General features: G+C 54.5%; 16 protein-coding genes. 15 read left to right on the top strand and 1 reads right to left on the bottom strand.

Annotated features, from left to right (window positions below; genetic code table 11):
- The first annotated feature begins 249 nt into the window (after positions 1–249).
- Positions 250–591 (top strand): DUF5665 domain-containing protein, encoded by a 342-nt coding sequence (locus NSQ46_RS20795; RefSeq protein ID WP_007129485.1) that lies wholly within the window; start codon positions 250–252, stop codon positions 589–591.
- 89 nt (positions 592–680) lie between these two features.
- Here NSQ46_RS20795 and NSQ46_RS20790 read toward each other — a convergent pair whose 3' ends face one another.
- On the bottom strand, positions 681–1421 hold the full coding sequence (locus tag NSQ46_RS20790; protein ID WP_342574556.1) for a TraR/DksA C4-type zinc finger protein: 741 nt from the start codon (positions 1419–1421) through the stop codon (positions 681–683).
- A gap of 221 nt (positions 1422–1642) precedes the next feature.
- On the opposite strand from NSQ46_RS20790, the gene lspA reads away from it, so the two are divergent.
- The 14 genes from lspA (at position 1643) to NSQ46_RS20720 (ending at position 17708) form a co-directional block, all read left to right on the top strand.
- On the top strand, positions 1643–2152 hold the full coding sequence (lspA, locus tag NSQ46_RS20785; RefSeq protein ID WP_007129487.1) for a signal peptidase II: 510 nt from the start codon (positions 1643–1645) through the stop codon (positions 2150–2152).
- Positions 2152–3120, top strand: a complete 969-nt coding sequence (locus NSQ46_RS20780) for an RluA family pseudouridine synthase (protein WP_007129488.1) — start codon at positions 2152–2154, stop codon at positions 3118–3120. The genes lspA and NSQ46_RS20780 overlap by 1 nt, the downstream gene beginning before the upstream one ends.
- A 189-nt stretch (positions 3121–3309) precedes the next feature.
- Complete coding sequence (locus NSQ46_RS20775; RefSeq protein WP_007129489.1) at positions 3310–3462, top strand: RAxF-45 family protein; 153 nt, start codon at positions 3310–3312, stop codon at positions 3460–3462.
- A gap of 150 nt (positions 3463–3612) precedes the next feature.
- Positions 3613–5577, top strand: coding sequence for an ABC-F type ribosomal protection protein (abc-f, locus tag NSQ46_RS20770; protein ID WP_342574552.1), 1965 nt, complete (start codon positions 3613–3615; stop codon positions 5575–5577).
- A 127-nt stretch (positions 5578–5704) separates the two neighbouring features.
- Positions 5705–6958 carry an LL-diaminopimelate aminotransferase gene (locus NSQ46_RS20765; RefSeq protein WP_342574551.1) on the top strand — a complete coding sequence of 418 codons (1254 nt, stop codon included), beginning with the start codon at positions 5705–5707 and terminating at the stop codon, positions 6956–6958.
- 315 nt (positions 6959–7273) lie between these two features.
- Complete coding sequence (gene pyrR / locus NSQ46_RS20760) at positions 7274–7834, top strand: bifunctional pyr operon transcriptional regulator/uracil phosphoribosyltransferase PyrR (protein WP_007129492.1); 561 nt, start codon at positions 7274–7276, stop codon at positions 7832–7834.
- 1 nt (position 7835) lies between these two features.
- Positions 7836–8750, top strand: coding sequence for an aspartate carbamoyltransferase catalytic subunit (locus NSQ46_RS20755; RefSeq protein WP_342574550.1), 915 nt, complete (start codon positions 7836–7838; stop codon positions 8748–8750).
- A gap of 123 nt (positions 8751–8873) precedes the next feature.
- Complete coding sequence (locus NSQ46_RS20750; RefSeq protein ID WP_342574549.1) at positions 8874–10172, top strand: dihydroorotase; 1299 nt, start codon at positions 8874–8876, stop codon at positions 10170–10172.
- A 59-nt stretch (positions 10173–10231) separates the two neighbouring features.
- Entirely contained in the window at positions 10232–11368 is a 1137-nt protein-coding gene (locus NSQ46_RS20745; protein WP_007129495.1) for a carbamoyl phosphate synthase small subunit, read from the top strand.
- A gap of 1 nt (position 11369) precedes the next feature.
- Positions 11370–14576 carry a carbamoyl-phosphate synthase large subunit gene (gene carB, locus NSQ46_RS20740; RefSeq protein ID WP_213614212.1) on the top strand — a complete coding sequence of 1069 codons (3207 nt, stop codon included), beginning with the start codon at positions 11370–11372 and terminating at the stop codon, positions 14574–14576.
- 19 nt (positions 14577–14595) lie between these two features.
- Positions 14596–15333 carry an orotidine-5'-phosphate decarboxylase gene (pyrF, locus tag NSQ46_RS20735; protein WP_028406171.1) on the top strand — a complete coding sequence of 246 codons (738 nt, stop codon included), beginning with the start codon at positions 14596–14598 and terminating at the stop codon, positions 15331–15333.
- Positions 15330–15971: an orotate phosphoribosyltransferase gene (pyrE, locus tag NSQ46_RS20730; RefSeq protein WP_342574547.1), complete on the top strand. Its 642-nt coding sequence runs from the start codon at positions 15330–15332 to the stop codon at positions 15969–15971. The genes pyrF and pyrE overlap by 4 nt, the downstream gene beginning before the upstream one ends.
- Before the next feature lie 339 nt (positions 15972–16310).
- The gene (locus NSQ46_RS20725; protein WP_342574546.1) at positions 16311–17027 is read left to right on the top strand and encodes an alpha/beta hydrolase; all 717 of its coding nucleotides are present in this window, start codon (positions 16311–16313) and stop codon (positions 17025–17027) included.
- 99 nt (positions 17028–17126) lie between these two features.
- Positions 17127–17708: a TetR/AcrR family transcriptional regulator gene (locus NSQ46_RS20720; protein ID WP_342574545.1), complete on the top strand. Its 582-nt coding sequence runs from the start codon at positions 17127–17129 to the stop codon at positions 17706–17708.
- Positions 17709–17875 lie beyond the last annotated feature (167 nt).

Here is a 17875-nt window from a genome sequence, read left to right as displayed (position 1 = left end):
ACCAGAAGCCTAAAAGGGACTTGCTCGAACAACGAAGGCGGTTTTCCCCTCCAGAAGTAACCTCTTGTTTTGGTTCGCTGCCGGCAATCTTTGAAGAATGATACGGTTGCAGCGGACGTATACTATCCATGTATTTTTTGTGGGATGCGACGAATACGACGAGCATGTTATGCACTATTTTGGGAACAAGGGAAACGACTAAGCCCGCAATAGCCGAGGCTGTCCAGTGTATAAGGAGGTAGCGGTGTCATGGCGGAACGCAAGGATACGAAGGATCCAGCGGAGCATGCGGAAATGAACGAGGAGGAGCGCTTGAACGCCATCCACCGGATGCTTACGGATATCGCACAGCAGCTTGAAAAGTCGAGGATCGCGGATTATACGCAGCTTCTGAATCGGCCATGGCGGCTGATCGGAACCAACTTGCTGGCGGGGACGGCACGCGGGGTGGGAATTGCGCTTGGGTTTACATTTTTCGCCGCTACGATCATTTATGTGCTTCAAGCCCTTGGCGCGCTAAATCTCCCGATTATCGGGGACTATATAGCGGATATTGTGCGCATTGTGCAGCGGCAGCTGGAGCTTCGGTAAGGCGGCGGGCATTAGGAGGCTTGGGCGTATGTACAGACCGGCAGCCAGAGGTATTCCGTAAGCTTGCTGCCGGTCCCGCTCACGAGCAATTAGATAAGCGAATCGTCGTCGGACTCCGCATGAGGATCCAGCAGGTAGCTTCCTTCGCCCCGATTCAGGTAGTCGATGTACTGCGGACTGCGGACGATGAACACTTCCGACCCGTCGATGTTGGTGGCCACGAAGTTTTCATACACTTCAACAAAACCGCCCAAATCATCCTCATGCTCAATATCCATTTCGTTATAACTGTCAATATTATTCCCTTCCGCTAAAGCAGGCGAGTTTGAGTTCCCCCAGCTCTCAACGATCTGCCAGGCATCCTCGCCGTCGAAGGCCGCATACTCATGCTCGTCCATGCTGGACTTGCCGAAGGCGGGAGCCAGCACCTCTTCTTCAACCTGGCGGTCTCTGGAAATTTCCGTTTTCGGTGTATGCTCGACGCAATATTTGGTATCGGGAAGCACTTCAAGCCGTTCATACGGAATCGGCTGACCGCAGGTCTCGCAAGTACCGTATCGCCCGTGATGGATGGCTTCAAGCGCGAAAATGACGCGCTGCAGCTCAAGATCCACCCTGTCCTGAAGCGCAAGGTCCTTCCCCCTTTCGTAGACCTCGGTGCCCAAGTCTCCGGGATGGTTGTCGATATGGGATAACTCGCCCGTATTATCCCGCTCCGATTCGCCGAGCCCATGCTGGTCGTTGTGTACCATCCGTGATTCGAGCTCAGCCTTCCGTTCCATCAGTTTCTGCTGCAGGGTCCTTAGTTGTTCCTGAGTAAGATGCGACATGTTAGGCTCCTCTCCGGTCCGAAGTTGACCTTCTTGTTCTTACCTATATAGTGCGCTGTGCGGGTTCGTTTTACTGACGGAAAATGTTCACCCCATTGGAGAGGAATGGACGTTGTCCGAGCCCCTGTGCTACAATAAGACGAGTTACTGTCCGGTCCTGCGGGGAGCTTGTCGACCCAGGGACGAACCGGCAGATGTAAAGATCGGAGTGACATAAACGAGTGGTGTATTATTTGATTGCATTGGTAATGTTTCTTATCGATCAGGGCACTAAATATCTGATCGCCTCGAGGCTGGAAATGTATGAGCAGATCCCGGTTATCGGCAATTTCTTCTTGATTACATCCAGCCGGAACCGTGGAGCCGCATTCGGTATTCTACAGGACCAGCTGTGGTTTTTTATCGTCGTAACGATAGCTGTCGTGGCCGGTATTGTATGGTATCTGCGCAAAATGACGAAGGAAGGCCGCAAATTGCTGCCGACAGCGCTTGCGCTTGTGCTCGGCGGTGCCTTGGGGAATTTTATCGACCGTCTGCTGATGGGCGAGGTTGTCGATTTTCTGCAATTCAATTTCGGCAGCTACACCTTCCCGATATTCAACATTGCCGATTCCTGTATCGTGATTGGCGTTGGCCTGATTATTCTGGATACCATTCTGGATGGAAGACGGGAGAAGCTCAATAAGCTCAATACATCAAGAGAAGTTTCTGGCACGGAAGGGAATGAGTAATGTTGCAGGACGGGCAGCGTACAGATCATGTGGTAGATTCGGACGAGCAGGAGCAGGACGTTCAGGAATGGATCGTCGACGCCGAGTCCGCCAAGACCCGGATCGATAAATACATCACCGATGGACTGGCTGAGGATGTGTCGCGATCTCAGGTCCAGTTGTGGATTGCCGATGGGCATGTCCTAGTCAATGATTCGCCGGTGAAAGCCAATTACAAGGTAAGCCAAGGAGACCGGATTGCGCTGACCATACCGGCCCCATCGGTCGTCGAGATTGTTCCGGAGGATATTCCGCTCGACATTGCATATGAAGACCGTGACGTTATCGTGGTCAACAAGCCAAGAGGGATGGTGGTTCATCCGGCCCCCGGCCATGTATCAGGGACCTTGGTGAACGCACTGATGCATCACTGCAAGGATCTATCCGGCATTAACGGCGAGCTCCGTCCGGGGATCGTCCATCGGATCGATAAGGACACCACAGGGCTGATCATGGCCGCCAAGAATGATAAGGCGCACGCGTCTCTGGCCGCACAGCTGAAGGAGCATAGCGTGAACCGGCGCTATCTGGCACTGGTGCATGGCAACATCAGCCACGATCAGGGAACGATCGATGCGCCGATCGGCCGGGATCCGCAGGATCGCAAAATGTATACAGTCACGGACCGGAACAGCAAGCATGCGGTGACGCACTTTACCGTTGTTGAGCGATTCGGCGATTACAGCCTGCTCGAGCTGAAGCTGGAGACGGGGAGAACGCACCAAATCCGGGTGCATATGAAATATATCGGCCATCCCCTTGTTGGAGATCCGGTATATGGCAAGAGCAAGGGAATCAAGCTGAACGGACAAGCGCTGCATGCGGCCGTGCTCGGCTTCGTCCACCCTGCAAGCGGACAATATTTGGAGTTCTCGGCACCTATGCCGGAGGACATGGAAGAACTGCTGACGATTTTAAAGAGCCGTTAGCGGTTCTTTTTTTGTTGGTTCCTGCGGTGCTCCCAAAAAAAGATCAAAAGGTCAATGACAGTACAGACGCTGCCGGGGTCAGTGTCCAGGCTTTTTACCCTATTCGGGCAGCCGTTCATACACAGACTTGCGCTATCATTTGGCAATATGGTATATTGTCGATAACTTGAATGAAGGAGGTGAGGCAGGATGAATATCGAGATGGTGAACAACCGTATTAGCCAGCTACCTATGGCAATGGCTGGCATTGTTCATGCTTTTTCCGACAACGGGAGAGGTCTGTCCATTTTTAAGCATACGGAATTCACCATCGAGAAGTCACCTGCCTGCCTGTACGGATGAAGCCTGTTTAATCGGGCTGTTTAGTATCCTTAGGTCTCGCGGAGCTTGCTCTGCGGGACCTTTTTGCATTCCGGGCGAGGTCTTCTCCAAAATACGGATTCGGCATGGCTTTATCATTACAGGTCATGCCGGTACAGGAGGAAGCCTAGAATGAATATGATTGATGCACAACAGTTAACTTATTACCATGGCGCCAATCTGGTGCTGGACCATATATCGTTTGAAGTCCGCGATGGCGAGAAATTAGCGCTGATCGGACGAAACGGCAGCGGGAAGACAACCCTGATGCGTCTTCTGGCCGGAATCGAGCAGCCGAGTGAAGGGCGTTTAGCGATCAAGAAGGATGCAAAGGTAGGATACCTGGAGCAGATTCCAAAGGATACGAAGGATTGGACGGTGTGGGATGTCCTGTCCTACGGCTTGCGGTCTTTGAAGGAATGCAAGTCGGCGATGGCCGAGCTGGAGTCTCGGATGAGCGATCCGGCGGCTGCCGGGGATGCCCAAGAGCTGGAGCGGCTGCTCCGGCGGTATGCGGTGCTCCAGGAGCAGTTTGAACGCGGGGGCGGCTATGAGATGGAGGCGAGCATCGACAGAATCGCATCGGGGCTCGATATTTCCCAGTCGATTTATGATCTTCCATTCAGTGCCTTATCGGGCGGGGAGAAGACCCGGGTGATGCTGGCTTCCCAGCTTATCGTGAAGCCTGATTTGCTCCTGCTTGACGAGCCGACCAATCACCTGGATTTGCGGCGCATCGAATGGCTTGAATCATTTTTGCGTGATTATTCCGGCACCTGTGTCGTCATCTCGCATGATCGGTACTTTTTGGACCGCGTGGCGACGCGAACCATAGAGCTGGAAGATGGGGAGGCCTTTACGGCCGCTGGCGGCTATACGGCTTATATGGAAGCGAAGGAGGCAAGGCTGCTCCAGCAGTTTGAGCAGTACCAAGAGCAGCAAAAGGTCGTCAAGAAGATGAGGGAATCGATTCGGCAGCTGGAAGAGTGGGGACGGATCGGCGGAAACGAGAAGTTCTTCAAGCGGGCTGCCTCGATGCGCAAGGCACTGGAGCGGATGGAGCCGGTCAAACGGCCGGTACTGCAGCGCAGATCGGCCGATTTTGACCTGAATCCTGAGGAACGGACGGGACGCCGGGTGGTGAGCTTTGAGCAGGTTGTTCACGCTTATGGTGATGAGCCTGTACTGCAAGGCGTATCGGGGCTGTTGGAATTTGGGGAGAAAATCGTGCTCATGGGGGCGAACGGCAGCGGAAAAACGACACTGTTCCAGGTGCTGCTCGGCAAACTCACCCCTGCTCAGGGCTCCGTTGAGTTGGGGGCCCGCGTAGACGCAGGTTATCTTGCCCAGGAAGAGAAGCCGGAGAATCCGCAGGAAAGCGTCCTCGAATTCTTCCGGCAGCATGCCGGGATCGGTGAAGGGGAGGCACGCGGCAAGCTAGCCCGTTTCCTGTTCTACGGTCCGGCGGTTTTCAAGGCGGTGGGCCAGTTATCCGGAGGGGAATGGACGAGGCTGAGGCTGGCTGTACTGATCCATCGAAAGCCGAATCTGCTGCTCTTGGATGAGCCGACCAATCACCTCGACATCGAATCCCGGGAGGCGCTGGAGGATGCACTGCAGGAATTCACGGGCACCATTCTTGTCATCTCCCACGACCGGTATTTCGTCAATCGGATCGGCGAGAAGATATGGGAGCTGGAAAATGGCCGTTTGACTGCCTACCTAGGGAGCTACGATGATTTCCGTGCCAAGAAGGAGCAGCTTGCTTTGGTAAAAGCGGAAGGAACCTCAAAGACAGAGGCAAGCGATTCGGTGAAGCAGCCGGCGCAGCAGCTGTCCGCCGAGGATCGGCGCAGAAAGAAAGCTTCAACGGCTAATTCAATTATAGAGCCGTCTGCTATGGACCGAATGAAGCGGTTGGAGAAGGAAATCGCGGAGCTCGAAACGCGAATCCAGCGTCTGGATGAAGCGATTGAAGGAGAAGCTAATCCGGAGAGCGAGGAGGACTTCGCAACATTGGAGGAACGCTGGAAGGAGCGGGAGTCTTTATCGGCGATGCATGACCGTCTGCTGGCAGAATGGCTTGAGCTCTCGTGATGCTGAAGCATTTTCCCAATTAGAAAAAGTACAAATCATCTGATACAAAATACATGGCTCCAGCAGTCCATTTACGGCATATTTAAATTAAAAATTGGATTGTATGAGCAGGAGATGAGTACAAACGATGAGCATCGATAAATATCAGGAAACGTATATTCAACAAAACTTTGCCGATCGAATCGGCGGTGCTAACTACGGTAAAGACACAGCCATTTATAAATTCGAGAAGATCAAAAGAGCCAAAGCTGCCGCGAAGCTGGAGCATCCCGATACGGAGCTGATCGATATGGGCGTCGGCGAACCGGACGAGATGGCTGACGCCGGGATCGTAGCGAAGCTGGCCGAAGAAGCGGCTAAGCCGGAAAACCGCGGTTACGCCGATAACGGAATTGCCGAGTTCAAGGAAGCCGCTGTCCGCTATTTGAAAAACGTATTCGGTGTGGAAGGGATCGACCCGGCCACGGAGGTGCTGCATTCCATCGGCTCCAAGCCGGCGCTTGCCATGCTGCCGTCATGCTTTATCAATCCCGGTGACTTCACGATTATGACCGTTCCGGGATACCCTGTGCTCGGTACGCATACTAAATATTTGGGCGGCGAAGTATATAATGTAGAGCTGAAGAAGGAGAATGATTTCTTGCCGGACCTCAGCTCCATTCCGGAAGATATCGCACGGCGGGCGAAGCTGCTTTATCTGAATTACCCGAATAATCCGACGGGGGCAAGCGCAACCTATGAATTTTTCGCCGAGGTCGTTGAGTGGGCCCGCAAATACGGCGTTGTCGTGGTGCATGACGCTCCATATGCTGCGCTGACCTTTGATGGCCTGAAGCCGCTCAGCTTCTTGTCGGTGCCGGGGGCGAAGGATGTCGGTGTGGAGCTGCATTCCTTGTCCAAATCCTATAACATGACCGGCTGGCGCATCGGATTTGTTGCCGGTAACCCGCTTGTCGTCAAAGCGTTTGGCGATGTAAAGGACAACAACGACTCCGGCCAGTTCATCGCGATTCAGAAGGCTGCCGCTTACGGCCTGGACAATCCGCAAATTACGGAGAAGATCGCAGAGAAGTATTCCCGCCGTCACGATATGCTGGTGGACATGCTGAACGAGCTTGGCTTTACGGCCGAGAAGCCGAAGGGTTCCTTCTTCCTATATGTTGAAGCCCCTAAAGGCATTAAAGGCGGACGCCGCTTTGAATCCGGCGAAGACTTCTCACAATATTTGATCCGCGAAAAGCTGATCTCGACGGTACCTTGGGATGATGCCGGCCATTTCGTACGGTTTTCCGTAACCTTTATCGCGAACGGGGAAGAGGAAGAACGGCGCGTCATCTCTGAAATCCGCAGAAGGCTCAGCGACGTCGAGTTTGAATTCTGATTGGTAAAATTTTGGGTTTGATTCATGACTTTATTCGACATGATCGTAGTTGACAACTCTTATGGGGTCTGTCATAATGAGATCAATCGAATAGCACCTTTAAATCAGTCCCGTGAGGCTGGCAAGGTAACGTGAACCGAGGTTCATTTTTGTGGAGGCATAGCTCTGTCTGCGGACGGTTGCTGCTGCCTGCCTATCTCTGTGAGATCAACTCCTTGCCCAGCGGGCAAGGAGTTTTTTTGTGTGTATGAATCTGGTTGATTTCAACAGACTGGTTAAGGGCTAATCCAAGAAGTGAATAAGGAGGAAACAAGGATGAGCAGTGAACAGCATGTCATTATGGACGAGACGGCGATCCGCCGTGCGCTGACAAGAATTGCCCATGAAATATTGGAAAAGAACAAGGGGATTGAGGATTGCGTGCTGGTCGGTATCCGTACGCGCGGCGTTTTCCTGGCGCAGCGAATTGCTGAGCGGATGAACGACATTGAAGGCACCCCGATTCCTTGGGGGGAGATCGACGTTACCTCTTACCGGGATGACCGTGACAGCAAAGGAGCGGCTGCCGGCGCAGGCGAAGGGGCCAAGCAAAGTTTGGCGCATCTGGACATTCACGACAAGAAAGTGATTCTGTTTGACGATGTGCTGTACACCGGACGGACGATCCGGGCAGCGATGGACGCCTTGATGGATTGCGGCCGTCCGAGAATGATCCAGCTGGCGGTGCTGGCAGACCGCGGTCATCGCGAGCTGCCGATTAGACCGGATTATATCGGGAAGAATGTTCCGACCTCCAAGCAGGAGGAAATTACGGTGTCGCTGAGCGAAATCGACGGCAAGGACGAAGTGACCATCAGCCACAGAGAGGAACGATAATATGACGACAACGGCCATTTCTTTGAAAGAACGCAGCCTGCTGGGATTAAAGGATATCAGCCGGGATGAGATCGCATCGATCCTGGACCGTGCAGCTTACTGGGAAGCGCAAACGGACAAAGTGATTCCGGTTCTCCAATCGAAATTTGCAGTGAACATGTTCTTCGAAAACAGCACGAGAACGAGATTTTCCTTCGAAATGGCCGAGAAGCGTCTTGGGGCCGAGGTGATGAACTTCGCGTCGGCCGCTTCGAGCGTCGAGAAGGGAGAATCCATCTACGATACGGTACGCACGCTGGAGTCGATGGGTGTCGACGCGGGGGTGATCCGGCTGAAGCCAGCAGGCGTTCTGCAGGAGCTGGCCGAGCGGGTATCGATCCCGCTCGTCAATGCCGGCGACGGAAACAATGAGCATCCGACGCAGGCTCTGCTGGATCTGTATACGATGCGAAAGTGCTTCGGCGATCTGAGAGGGCTGACCGTATCGATCATCGGCGACATCAAGCACAGCCGGGTGGCCCGCTCCGACCTATGGGCCCTGCAAAAATTCGGCGCGAGCGTACAGTTCTGCGCACCCGAGTCGATGCAGGCTCCGGAGCTTGCGCAATATGCGCCTTACGTTTCGATGGAAACGGCGCTGAAGGCCGACGTGGTCATGATGCTGCGGGTTCAGCTGGAGCGTCACAATGAAGGGCTGTTCAAGTCGAGCAGCGAATACCGGGAGCAATACGGGCTGACGGAAGAGCGGGCCGCGCAGCTGGCCGGCCATACCATTATCATGCACCCGGCACCGGTCAACCGGAATGTGGAGATCGACGATGCGGTGGTGGAAAGCCCGAGATCGATGATTTTCAAGCAGATGTCCAACGGGGTTCCGATCCGGATGGCGGTTATGGAACGGGCGATGAAAGGGTAATTGAAGCGGCATAAAACGGTAAGAAATGAAATCGGGATTAATAAATATACACAAATATGAATTTTTATTATACAATATACAAAGAAGCGAATCGAAGCTTCGCTTTCGGAGGGGAATCTTAAGATGCAGATGCAAGTCATTAAAAATGCAAATGTGATCAATGAGCAGGGGCAGCTGGAACTTAAACATATCGTAATTGCAGGCGGGTTGATTGAAGCGGTGGTCAGTGAACTGGCGGATCTGCCGCAAGATTCCCGCGCACAAATCATCGATGCGGAGGGCAAGCTGGTCACGCCGGGATTCATCGATATGCATGTGCACTTAAGAGAGCCGGGCTATGAGCATAAGGAAACGATCGAAACCGGCAGCCGCTCGGCGGTTAAGGGCGGATTCACGACGATCGCCTGCATGCCTAATACAAGACCGGTAACCGATACGCCGGAGACGGTGAAGCTGATCCTCGATAAAGCGCGCGAAGCGAATCTGGCGAAGGTGCTGCCATACGCGGCCATCACGAAGAACGAGCTTGGACGCGAGCTGACGGATTTCGAAGCCTTGAAGGAAGCCGGGGCCATCGGATTTACGGATGACGGCGTCGGCGTTCAGAATGCGCAAATGATGAAGGATGCGATGAGAAAGGCCAAGGCGCTCGGCATGCCGGTCATCGCCCACTGCGAGGATGACTCGCTGGTGAAAGGCGCTTGCGTAACCGAAGGGAAGTTCGCTGAGCGCCACGGGTTGAAGGGAATCCCGAACGAATCGGAGGCGATTCACGTCGGGCGCGACATTTTGCTGACGGAAGCTACGGGCGTGCACTACCATGTGTGCCACGTGAGCACGGAGCAATCGGTCAGATTGATCCGCCAGGCGAAAGCGATCGGCATTTCGGTAACGGCCGAGGTCTGCCCGCACCATCTGGTGCTCTCGGATGAAGATATTCCGGACCTTGACGCGAACTGGAAAATGAATCCCCCGCTGCGCTCGCCGCGCGATGTAGAGGCTTGCATCGAAGGGCTTCTGGATGGAACGCTGGACATGATCGTAACCGATCATGCGCCGCACAGCGCCGAGGAGAAAGCGAAGGGGATGGAGCTGGCACCGTTCGGCATCGTCGGATTCGAAACAGCCTTCCCGCTGCTCTACACGAAGTTCGTCGCCACGGGGAAATGGGATCTGTCGCTCCTGGTACGCCGGATGACCAGCGACCCGGCTCGCGTGTTCGGACTGGACAGCGGCGTGCTGAAAGCCGGCGCCGCTGCGGACCTGACCATGATCGATCTGAATGCGGAGAAGGAAGTGAACCCTGAAACGTTTGCGACGAAAGGCCGCAACACCCCGTTTACCGGATGGAAGCTGAAGGGCTGGCCGGTTATGACTTGGGTCGACGGCGAAGTGAAGTGGTCCGAAAGAGGCGGGTTTTAGTAACACTTAGGCAATTGACCTATAAAATATATTACACATAGATGACAGGAGTGATCGGGATGCAGGCAAGATTGTTACTGGAGGATGGAACGCTGTTCGTCGGGAAGTCCTTCGGCGCGGATGCTGAGATGACCGGAGAGGTCGTATTCAATACAGGAATTACAGGATATCAGGAGGTGCTGAGCGATCCTTCGTACTGCGGACAGATCGTTACGATGACGTACCCACTGATCGGAAACTACGGCATAACGCGGGATGACTTTGAATCCATTCGGCCGTTCGTGCACGGATTCGTCGTTCGCCGACATGAGCCTGTTCCCAGCAACTGGCGCGCAGAGTACAGCGTCGATAATCTGCTGAAGGAATACGGCATCCCAGGGATCAGCGATATCGACACCCGGATGCTGACCCGGATTATCCGCCACCACGGTACGATGAAAGGGATTCTGACCACGTCCAGCAAATCGGTGGAAGAGCTGAAGGAAATGCTCGGACTCACCACGATCGATGAACTGCGGAATCAGGTAGCCAGAACATCCACGCCGCAAATGTTCTCGAGCCCGGGCTCCAAGGAGCGGATCGTCCTGGTCGACTTTGGGGCAAAAAGCGGGATCCTGCGCGAGCTGACCTCCCGCGGCTGCGATGTGATCGTGGTCCCTCATGATACGACCGCCGAGGAGATCCGCAGACTGCATCCGGACGGAATTCAGCTGTCCAACGGTCCTGGGGACCCGAAAGACGTTCCTTATGCCGTGAACATGGTGAAGGAGCTGCTCGGCGAATATCCGATCTTCGGCATCTGCTTGGGTCATCAGCTGTTCGCGCTGGCAGCCGGCGCCGATACCGAGAAGCTGAAGTTCGGGCATCGCGGCGGCAACCACCCGGTAAAAGATCTCGCCAGCGGCCGCTGCTACATCACATCGCAGAACCATGGCTACACGGTGAATGAAGAATCCGTCAAGAGCACGGAGCTCGAAGTGACTCACATCAACAATAACGACAAGACGATTGAAGGCTTGAAGCATAAGAAATTCCCGGCTTTCTCCGTACAATATCACCCGGAAGCTGCACCTGGACCGCACGACAGCAGCTACTTATTCGATCAGTTTCTTGAGATGATTCGAGAGCACAAGCAGAACGAAGTCCGGAAACCGCGCCAGGCGGTTCTGGCCGCAGCCGTGAAAGGAGCTCGCTAATATGCCAAAAAATGAATCCTTGAAAAAAATACTCGTCATCGGCTCCGGTCCGATCGTAATCGGTCAGGCCGCAGAATTCGACTATGCCGGCACACAAGCTTGCCAGGCGTTAAAGGAAGAGGGCATCGAGGTTGTGCTGATTAACAGCAACCCGGCCACGATCATGACGGATACCAACATGGCGGATAAAGTATACATCGAGCCGATCACGCTGGATTTTGTAACCCAAATCATCCGCCAGGAGCGTCCGGACGGCCTGCTGCCAACGCTGGGCGGCCAGACCGGCCTTAACATGGCGGTGGAGCTTGCACGCGCCGGTATTTTGGAACAGGAGAACGTGAAGCTGCTTGGAACGCAGCTGGAATCGATCGAGAAAGCGGAGGACCGCGACCTGTTCCGCGAGCTGATGCGCGAGCTGGAGCAGCCGGTGCCGGAAAGCACGATCGTCACGACGCTTGAAGAAGCGCTGGCATTTGCCGACGAGATCGGATACCCGGTCATCGTACGTCCGGCTTATACGCTGGGCGGCACGGGCGGCGGGATCTGCGCGAATGAGGAGGAGCTGCGGGAAACGGTGAGCTCCGGTCTTCGCTACAGCCCGATCAGCCAGTGCCTGATCGAGAAGAGCATTGCCGGCATGAAGGAAGTGGAGTATGAGGTTATGCGCGATGCGAACGATAACTGCATCGTCGTCTGCAACATGGAGAACTTCGACCCGGTCGGCGTTCATACGGGAGACAGCATCGTAGTTGCGCCGAGCCAGACGCTGTCAGACCGCGAGTATCAAATGCTCAGATCCGCTTCGCTTAAAATCATCCGCGCCTTGAACATTGAAGGCGGATGTAACGTACAGTTCGCGCTTGACCCGAACAGCTACCAATACTATGTCATCGAGGTTAATCCGCGGGTCAGCCGCTCCTCGGCGCTGGCTTCGAAAGCGACGGGCTATCCGATCGCGAAGATGGCGGCCAAAATTGCCATGGGTTATACGCTGGATGAGATCGTCAATCCGGTAACAGGACAAACCTATGCCTGCTTCGAGCCGACGCTTGACTACATCGTCAGCAAAATTCCGCGCTGGCCTTTCGATAAATTCACGCAAGCGAACCGGAAGCTTGGAACGCAGATGAAAGCAACGGGTGAGGTCATGGCGATCGGCCGTACCTTCGAGGAGTCGATTCATAAAGCGGTCCGCTCGCTTGAGATCGGCGTTCACCGCCTCTACCTGAAGGGTGCGGACGAGCTGAGCGACGATGTCCTGAAGCAGCGCCTCGTCAAGGCCGATGATGAACGTATATTCCTGATCGCGGAAGCGTTCCGCCGCGGCTACGGGCTGCAGGAAATTCAGGATCTGACCCATGTCGACTGGTGGTTCCTGGACAAAATCGAGCGCTTGATCAAATACGAAGACCATATCCGCCAGGAGGCTGCGCTGACCTACGAAACCTTGTTTGAAGCGAAGCGTCTCGGCTTCACGGACCGCGCGATTGCAGAGCTTCGCGCCGAAGGCAAGGCGAGCACGCATACGACCGAGGAATCGATCCGCTTCCTGCGCCGTGAGCACGGACTGCGTCCGGTATACAAGATGGTTGACACCTGCGCAGCCGAGTTCGAAGCATCGACACCTTACTATTACTCGACGTACGAGACGGAGAACGAAGTGATCGAATCCTCCAAAGAGAAGGTAGTCGTTTTGGGCTCCGGCCCGATCCGTATCGGTCAAGGCATCGAGTTTGACTACTCCACGGTGCACGCCGTATGGGCGATCCAAAAGGCCGGTTACGAAGCCGTCATTATCAACAACAACCCGGAAACGGTATCCACGGACTTCAACACGTCCGACCGTCTCTACTTCGAGCCGCTCTTCTTCGAGGATGTCATGAATGTCATCGAGCAGGAGAAGCCGGTCGGCGTTATCGTGCAGTTCGGCGGACAAACGGCGATCAACCTGGCTGCTCCGCTCGCGAAAGCCGGCGTCAAAATTCTCGGCACAAGCCTCGAGAGCATCGATGAGGCCGAGGACCGCAAGAAATTCGAGGCGCTGCTGTCCAGACTGAACATTGCCCAGCCGAAAGGCAGCACGGTAACGTCGGTGGATGAAGCTGTAGGAACTGCCCAATCCCTTGGATATCCGGTTCTTGTTCGACCATCGTATGTACTAGGCGGACGCGCGATGGAGATCGTTTACTCCGACAGCGAGCTGCTGAGCTACATGGAGCAGGCCGTGAAGATCAATCCGGAGCATCCGGTTCTGATCGACCGCTACATGCTCGGCAAGGAAGTCGAAGTGGACGCGATCTGCGACGGCGACACGGTACTGATTCCGGGAATCATGGAGCATGTGGAGCGCGCAGGCGTTCACTCCGGCGACTCGATCGCGGTTTACCCGCCGCAATATTTGACGCAGGAACTGAAGGATAAGATTGCGGAAATTACGATCAAGATCGCGAAAGAATTGAATACCCGCGGATTGGTAAACATCCAGTTCGTTATCTATAAAAACGATGTGTACGTCATCGAAGTGAATCCGCGCTCTTCAAGAACGGTGCCTTTCCTGAGCAAGGTAACCGGCATCCCGATGGCTAACCTTGCAACCCAGGCTATCTTGGGCGGCAAGCTGAAGGATCTCGGCTACGAGGAAGGCATGTGGCCGGAGAGCGAGCATGTATCCGTTAAGGTACCGGTCTTCTCCTTCGCGAAGCTGCGCCGGGTTGAGCCTACGCTCGGTCCGGAAATGAAGTCGACCGGCGAGGTGATGGGCCGGGACGTGAAGTATGCCAAAGCGCTGTACAAGGGCTTGATCGGAGCCGGAATGAAGATTCCGTCCACCGGCGCGATCATCGCAACGATTGCAGACAAGGACAAAGCCGAAGCGGTAGATCTTCTGAAGGGCTTCCATAAGCTAGGTTACAAGATTGTGGCTACCGGAGGCACGGCAGCCGCACTGAAGGAAGCCGGACTTGATGTGACGACCATCAATAAGCTGTCCGAAGGCAATCCGAATATCCTTGACATGATCCGGACGGGCGAAGCGAACTTCGTCTTCAACACCCTGACAAAGGGCAAGACGCCGGAACGTGACGGATTCCGGATCCGTCGGGAAGCCGTTGAGAACGGTGTAGTATGCATGACCTCGCTCGATACGGTTCGCGAGCTTCTGACGATGCTGGAGACGATCAACTTCTCCTCTGAAGCGATGCCGGTCTAAAGTCGGGAGGAGGAACTAGATGAACGCCAGCTATCAAGAAATGGCGGGCCGCCTGATGGTGGCCCTGGATTTTCCGGATGCCGCCCGCGCAAAGGAACTGGTGCGCCGGTTGGAGGGAGTTCCATGTTACATGAAGGTCGGCATGCAGCTCTTCTACGCTGCAGGTCCGGACTTCATAAGAGAGCTGAAGGCAGCAGGATACTCCGTGTTCCTGGATGTCAAGATGCATGATATTCCGAACACCGTTAAAGGCGGCTCGCACAGCGTTACCCGGCTTGGCGTGGATATGTTTAACGTCCATGCCGGCGGCGGGCTGGCGATGATGCAGGCGGCAATAGCCGGGGCGGAAGCCGCAGTGGCGGACACCCCGGGCCTTGCCATGCCTACGATCATCGCGGTAACGCAATTAACGAGCACGAGCCGGCAGGTGATGAACGAAGAGATCGGTATCGCAGGTCCGGTGGAAGACACCGTCGTCCGATACGCAGAGCTTGCCCGCCAAGCCGGACTTCACGGCGTTGTCGCTTCTTCGCTCGAAGTAGAGGCCATAGCCGCTGCCTGCGGGAAGGCGTTTAAGACCGTGATCCCGGGCATCCGGCCGGCAGGCTCGGATGTGGGCGATCAGAAGCGGGTGCTGACACCGGGAGAGGCGATCCGCAAGGGCAGCCACTATCTGGTTGTCGGCCGTCCGATTACGGCTGCTTCGGATCCGCGGCAAGCCGCCGAACAAATTATAGAGGAGATGATTCAAGCATGAGCACACTCGCGAATATTCCACAACAGATCGCATCCTATTTGCTGAAGATCGAGGCGGTATCGCTTCGTCCGCATCAGCCGTTCACATGGACATCGGGCATCAAATCCCCGATCTACTGCGACAACCGGCTGACGATGTCCTATCCAGAGATTCGCGAAACCATTGCTGAGTCATTCGCGGCGGTCATCCGGGAGCAGTATCCGGAGGCGGAAGCGATCGCGGGAACCGCAACGGCAGGCATTCCTCACGCTGCATGGGTATCCCAGAAGCTGAATCTCCCCATGTCCTATATTCGCGACAAAGCGAAAGGCCATGGCAAGGGGAATCTGATCGAAGGCCTGATCAAGCCCGGCCAAAAGATCGTTGTCATCGAAGACCTCATCTCCACCGGCGGCAGCTCGCTGAAAGCTGCGCAAGCGGTGAAAGATGCAGGCGCACAGCCGCTGGCTGTACTGGCTATCTTCAGCTATCAGCTGGATAAAGCGGTACAAGCCTTCGCCGAGGCAGACATTCCGATGCAGAGCTTATCGAACTACACGGCGCTGATCGATGTAGCGCTTAGCGAGAATCGGATTCAAAAGGAAGATGTGGAGCTGCTCAAGTCTTGGAGAGCGAATCCGTCGTCCTTCGGAGTATAAATGCAATCGTTAATGCCTTCAGGGGCTGTTCCGGGTCAGTAGACTTGGGGGCAGCCTTTTCTTTTGCTTTCACGATATTGAGCTCCTCTGTTTCAACGTTGATCTACCCTAGTTGGAGTATTTTATAGCTAGCAAAAAATAGACTATCCTATTTAAAGAAGTATAAAATAATTGTAATCACTCGATGATTATTCGAAATAATTGTACTATAATTGAGTTATAAGTACATTTTTGGAGTTGGATATGGGGGGTGGGGAGTCTGAACCTGTACGTTAAGGAAAGCGGCAACCAAGACGCTTCGCGGATGATGGTGTTCTTACATGGGGGCGGCGTAAGCGGGTGGATGTGGAACAAGCAGGTATCTTTTTTAAGGACAGCTGGTGCTTGGTCCCTGATTTGCCCGGCCATGGCCGGAGCACGGGAGATCATGTCTCTTTTTCCATAAAAGAAACCGCGGAACAGATCTGTGATCTCATTTCGGCAAAGGCGGACGGCAGAGAGGTTGTTGTTGTCGGCTTTTCATTAGGTGCGCAGATCCTTGTGGATATGCTGTGCCAGAACCCTGAGCTTATCCATTATGCCGTCGTAAACAGCGCATTGCTGCGTCCGATGCCGGCAGCCCTTCGGATGATCGTACCGTCCGTCCGGCTCAGTTTCCCGTTGATGAGAAGAAGATGGTTTTCCAAGCTGCAGGCCGGTACGCTGTACGTTGGCGAGGATGATTTCGAGCAGTACTACGCCGAATCGCTTCAGATGAACCAGAAGCTGCTCGTTTCCGTGCTGACGGAGAATATGTCCTATTCGCTCTCGCCGAAGATCGCAGAGTCGAATGCGAGGCTGCTGGTTACCGTCGGTGAGAAGGAGCGGGGCATCATGAGAAAATCGGCGGAGGATCTGGCAGGGCACTTCGACCGTGCTGTCGGCGTCGTGTTTCCCGGCATCGGGCACGGCATACCGCTCGCCAATCCCGAGCTGTTTAACCATGTCGTTGACGGCTGGCTCGGCACGGGGGCCGTCTCTTCAGATGTAGACTCCATCCGGGCGAATCCGCGATAAGCACAGTCAGATGATATCTGGGTACCTAGAGGTTACTGAAGGCGTTTAATACAGGGAGTATTTTAAAGCGCATTACGAAAGAGGAGGGCAAGCAGCTTTATGAAGGCGAAGAAAGAAGCTGTGCTTGAAGCGGGGAAGCGGTTATTTTTAGAGCAGGGGATCTTGCAGACGAGCATGGAGCAAATTGCCGAAGCCGTTCCGGTGTCCAAAATGACCCTCTATAACTATTACCACAGCAAAGAGGGGCTTCTGGATCAAGTCGTAGACCGGCTGATTGAGGAGATGATGACATTATACCGCGGCGTGATGGACCAGGCGGAGAATCCACTAGAGGCGTTGACAAGCTTGTATCAGGATCAGGAGGCATTCCGGAAGATTGCCTCGCAGAAGTTTGTCACCGACCTGGCCAAGTTTCCGGATCAAATGGAGAAGTTGAGGGAGTTCAATGACAAGCATGTTGTGCCGGAGTTTGAAATGCTGATCTTTAAAGGCCAGCAGCTGGGACAGATCCGGAAGGATATCTCGCCGCAGGTGCTTGTTGCTTTTCTGGCCTTCATTAAGGAGTTCTCCGCCCGTACGGAGTGGTACGCCGGTCTGGGCAGCTTGAACGCGATCAGCGAGCAGCTGATGACGATTCTGTATTACGGAATCATTCAGAGAGACGGGCCGCAAGAACATTGAACGAGCAAAGAACATTCAGGAAAGGTACTCTTCACGGGATGTTGTTTCGCGGCGTCTCGCGCTGGGCTCGTTAATCGACCGAGTGAAATGCTAGTTTCCTTGGAGGATTATCAGAGATGACGAAAATACGTGCAGTGCCTGAAATATTAAGCCGGCAAGGAGCGGAG

The organism is Paenibacillus sp. FSL M8-0142 (assembly GCF_038597315.1).
GTDB classification, from domain to species: domain Bacteria; phylum Bacillota; class Bacilli; order Paenibacillales; family Paenibacillaceae; genus Paenibacillus_AQ; species Paenibacillus_AQ lactis.
The sequence above is the reverse complement of the archived record's forward strand: the minus strand, read 5'-3'. Positions and strand labels throughout refer to the sequence as shown.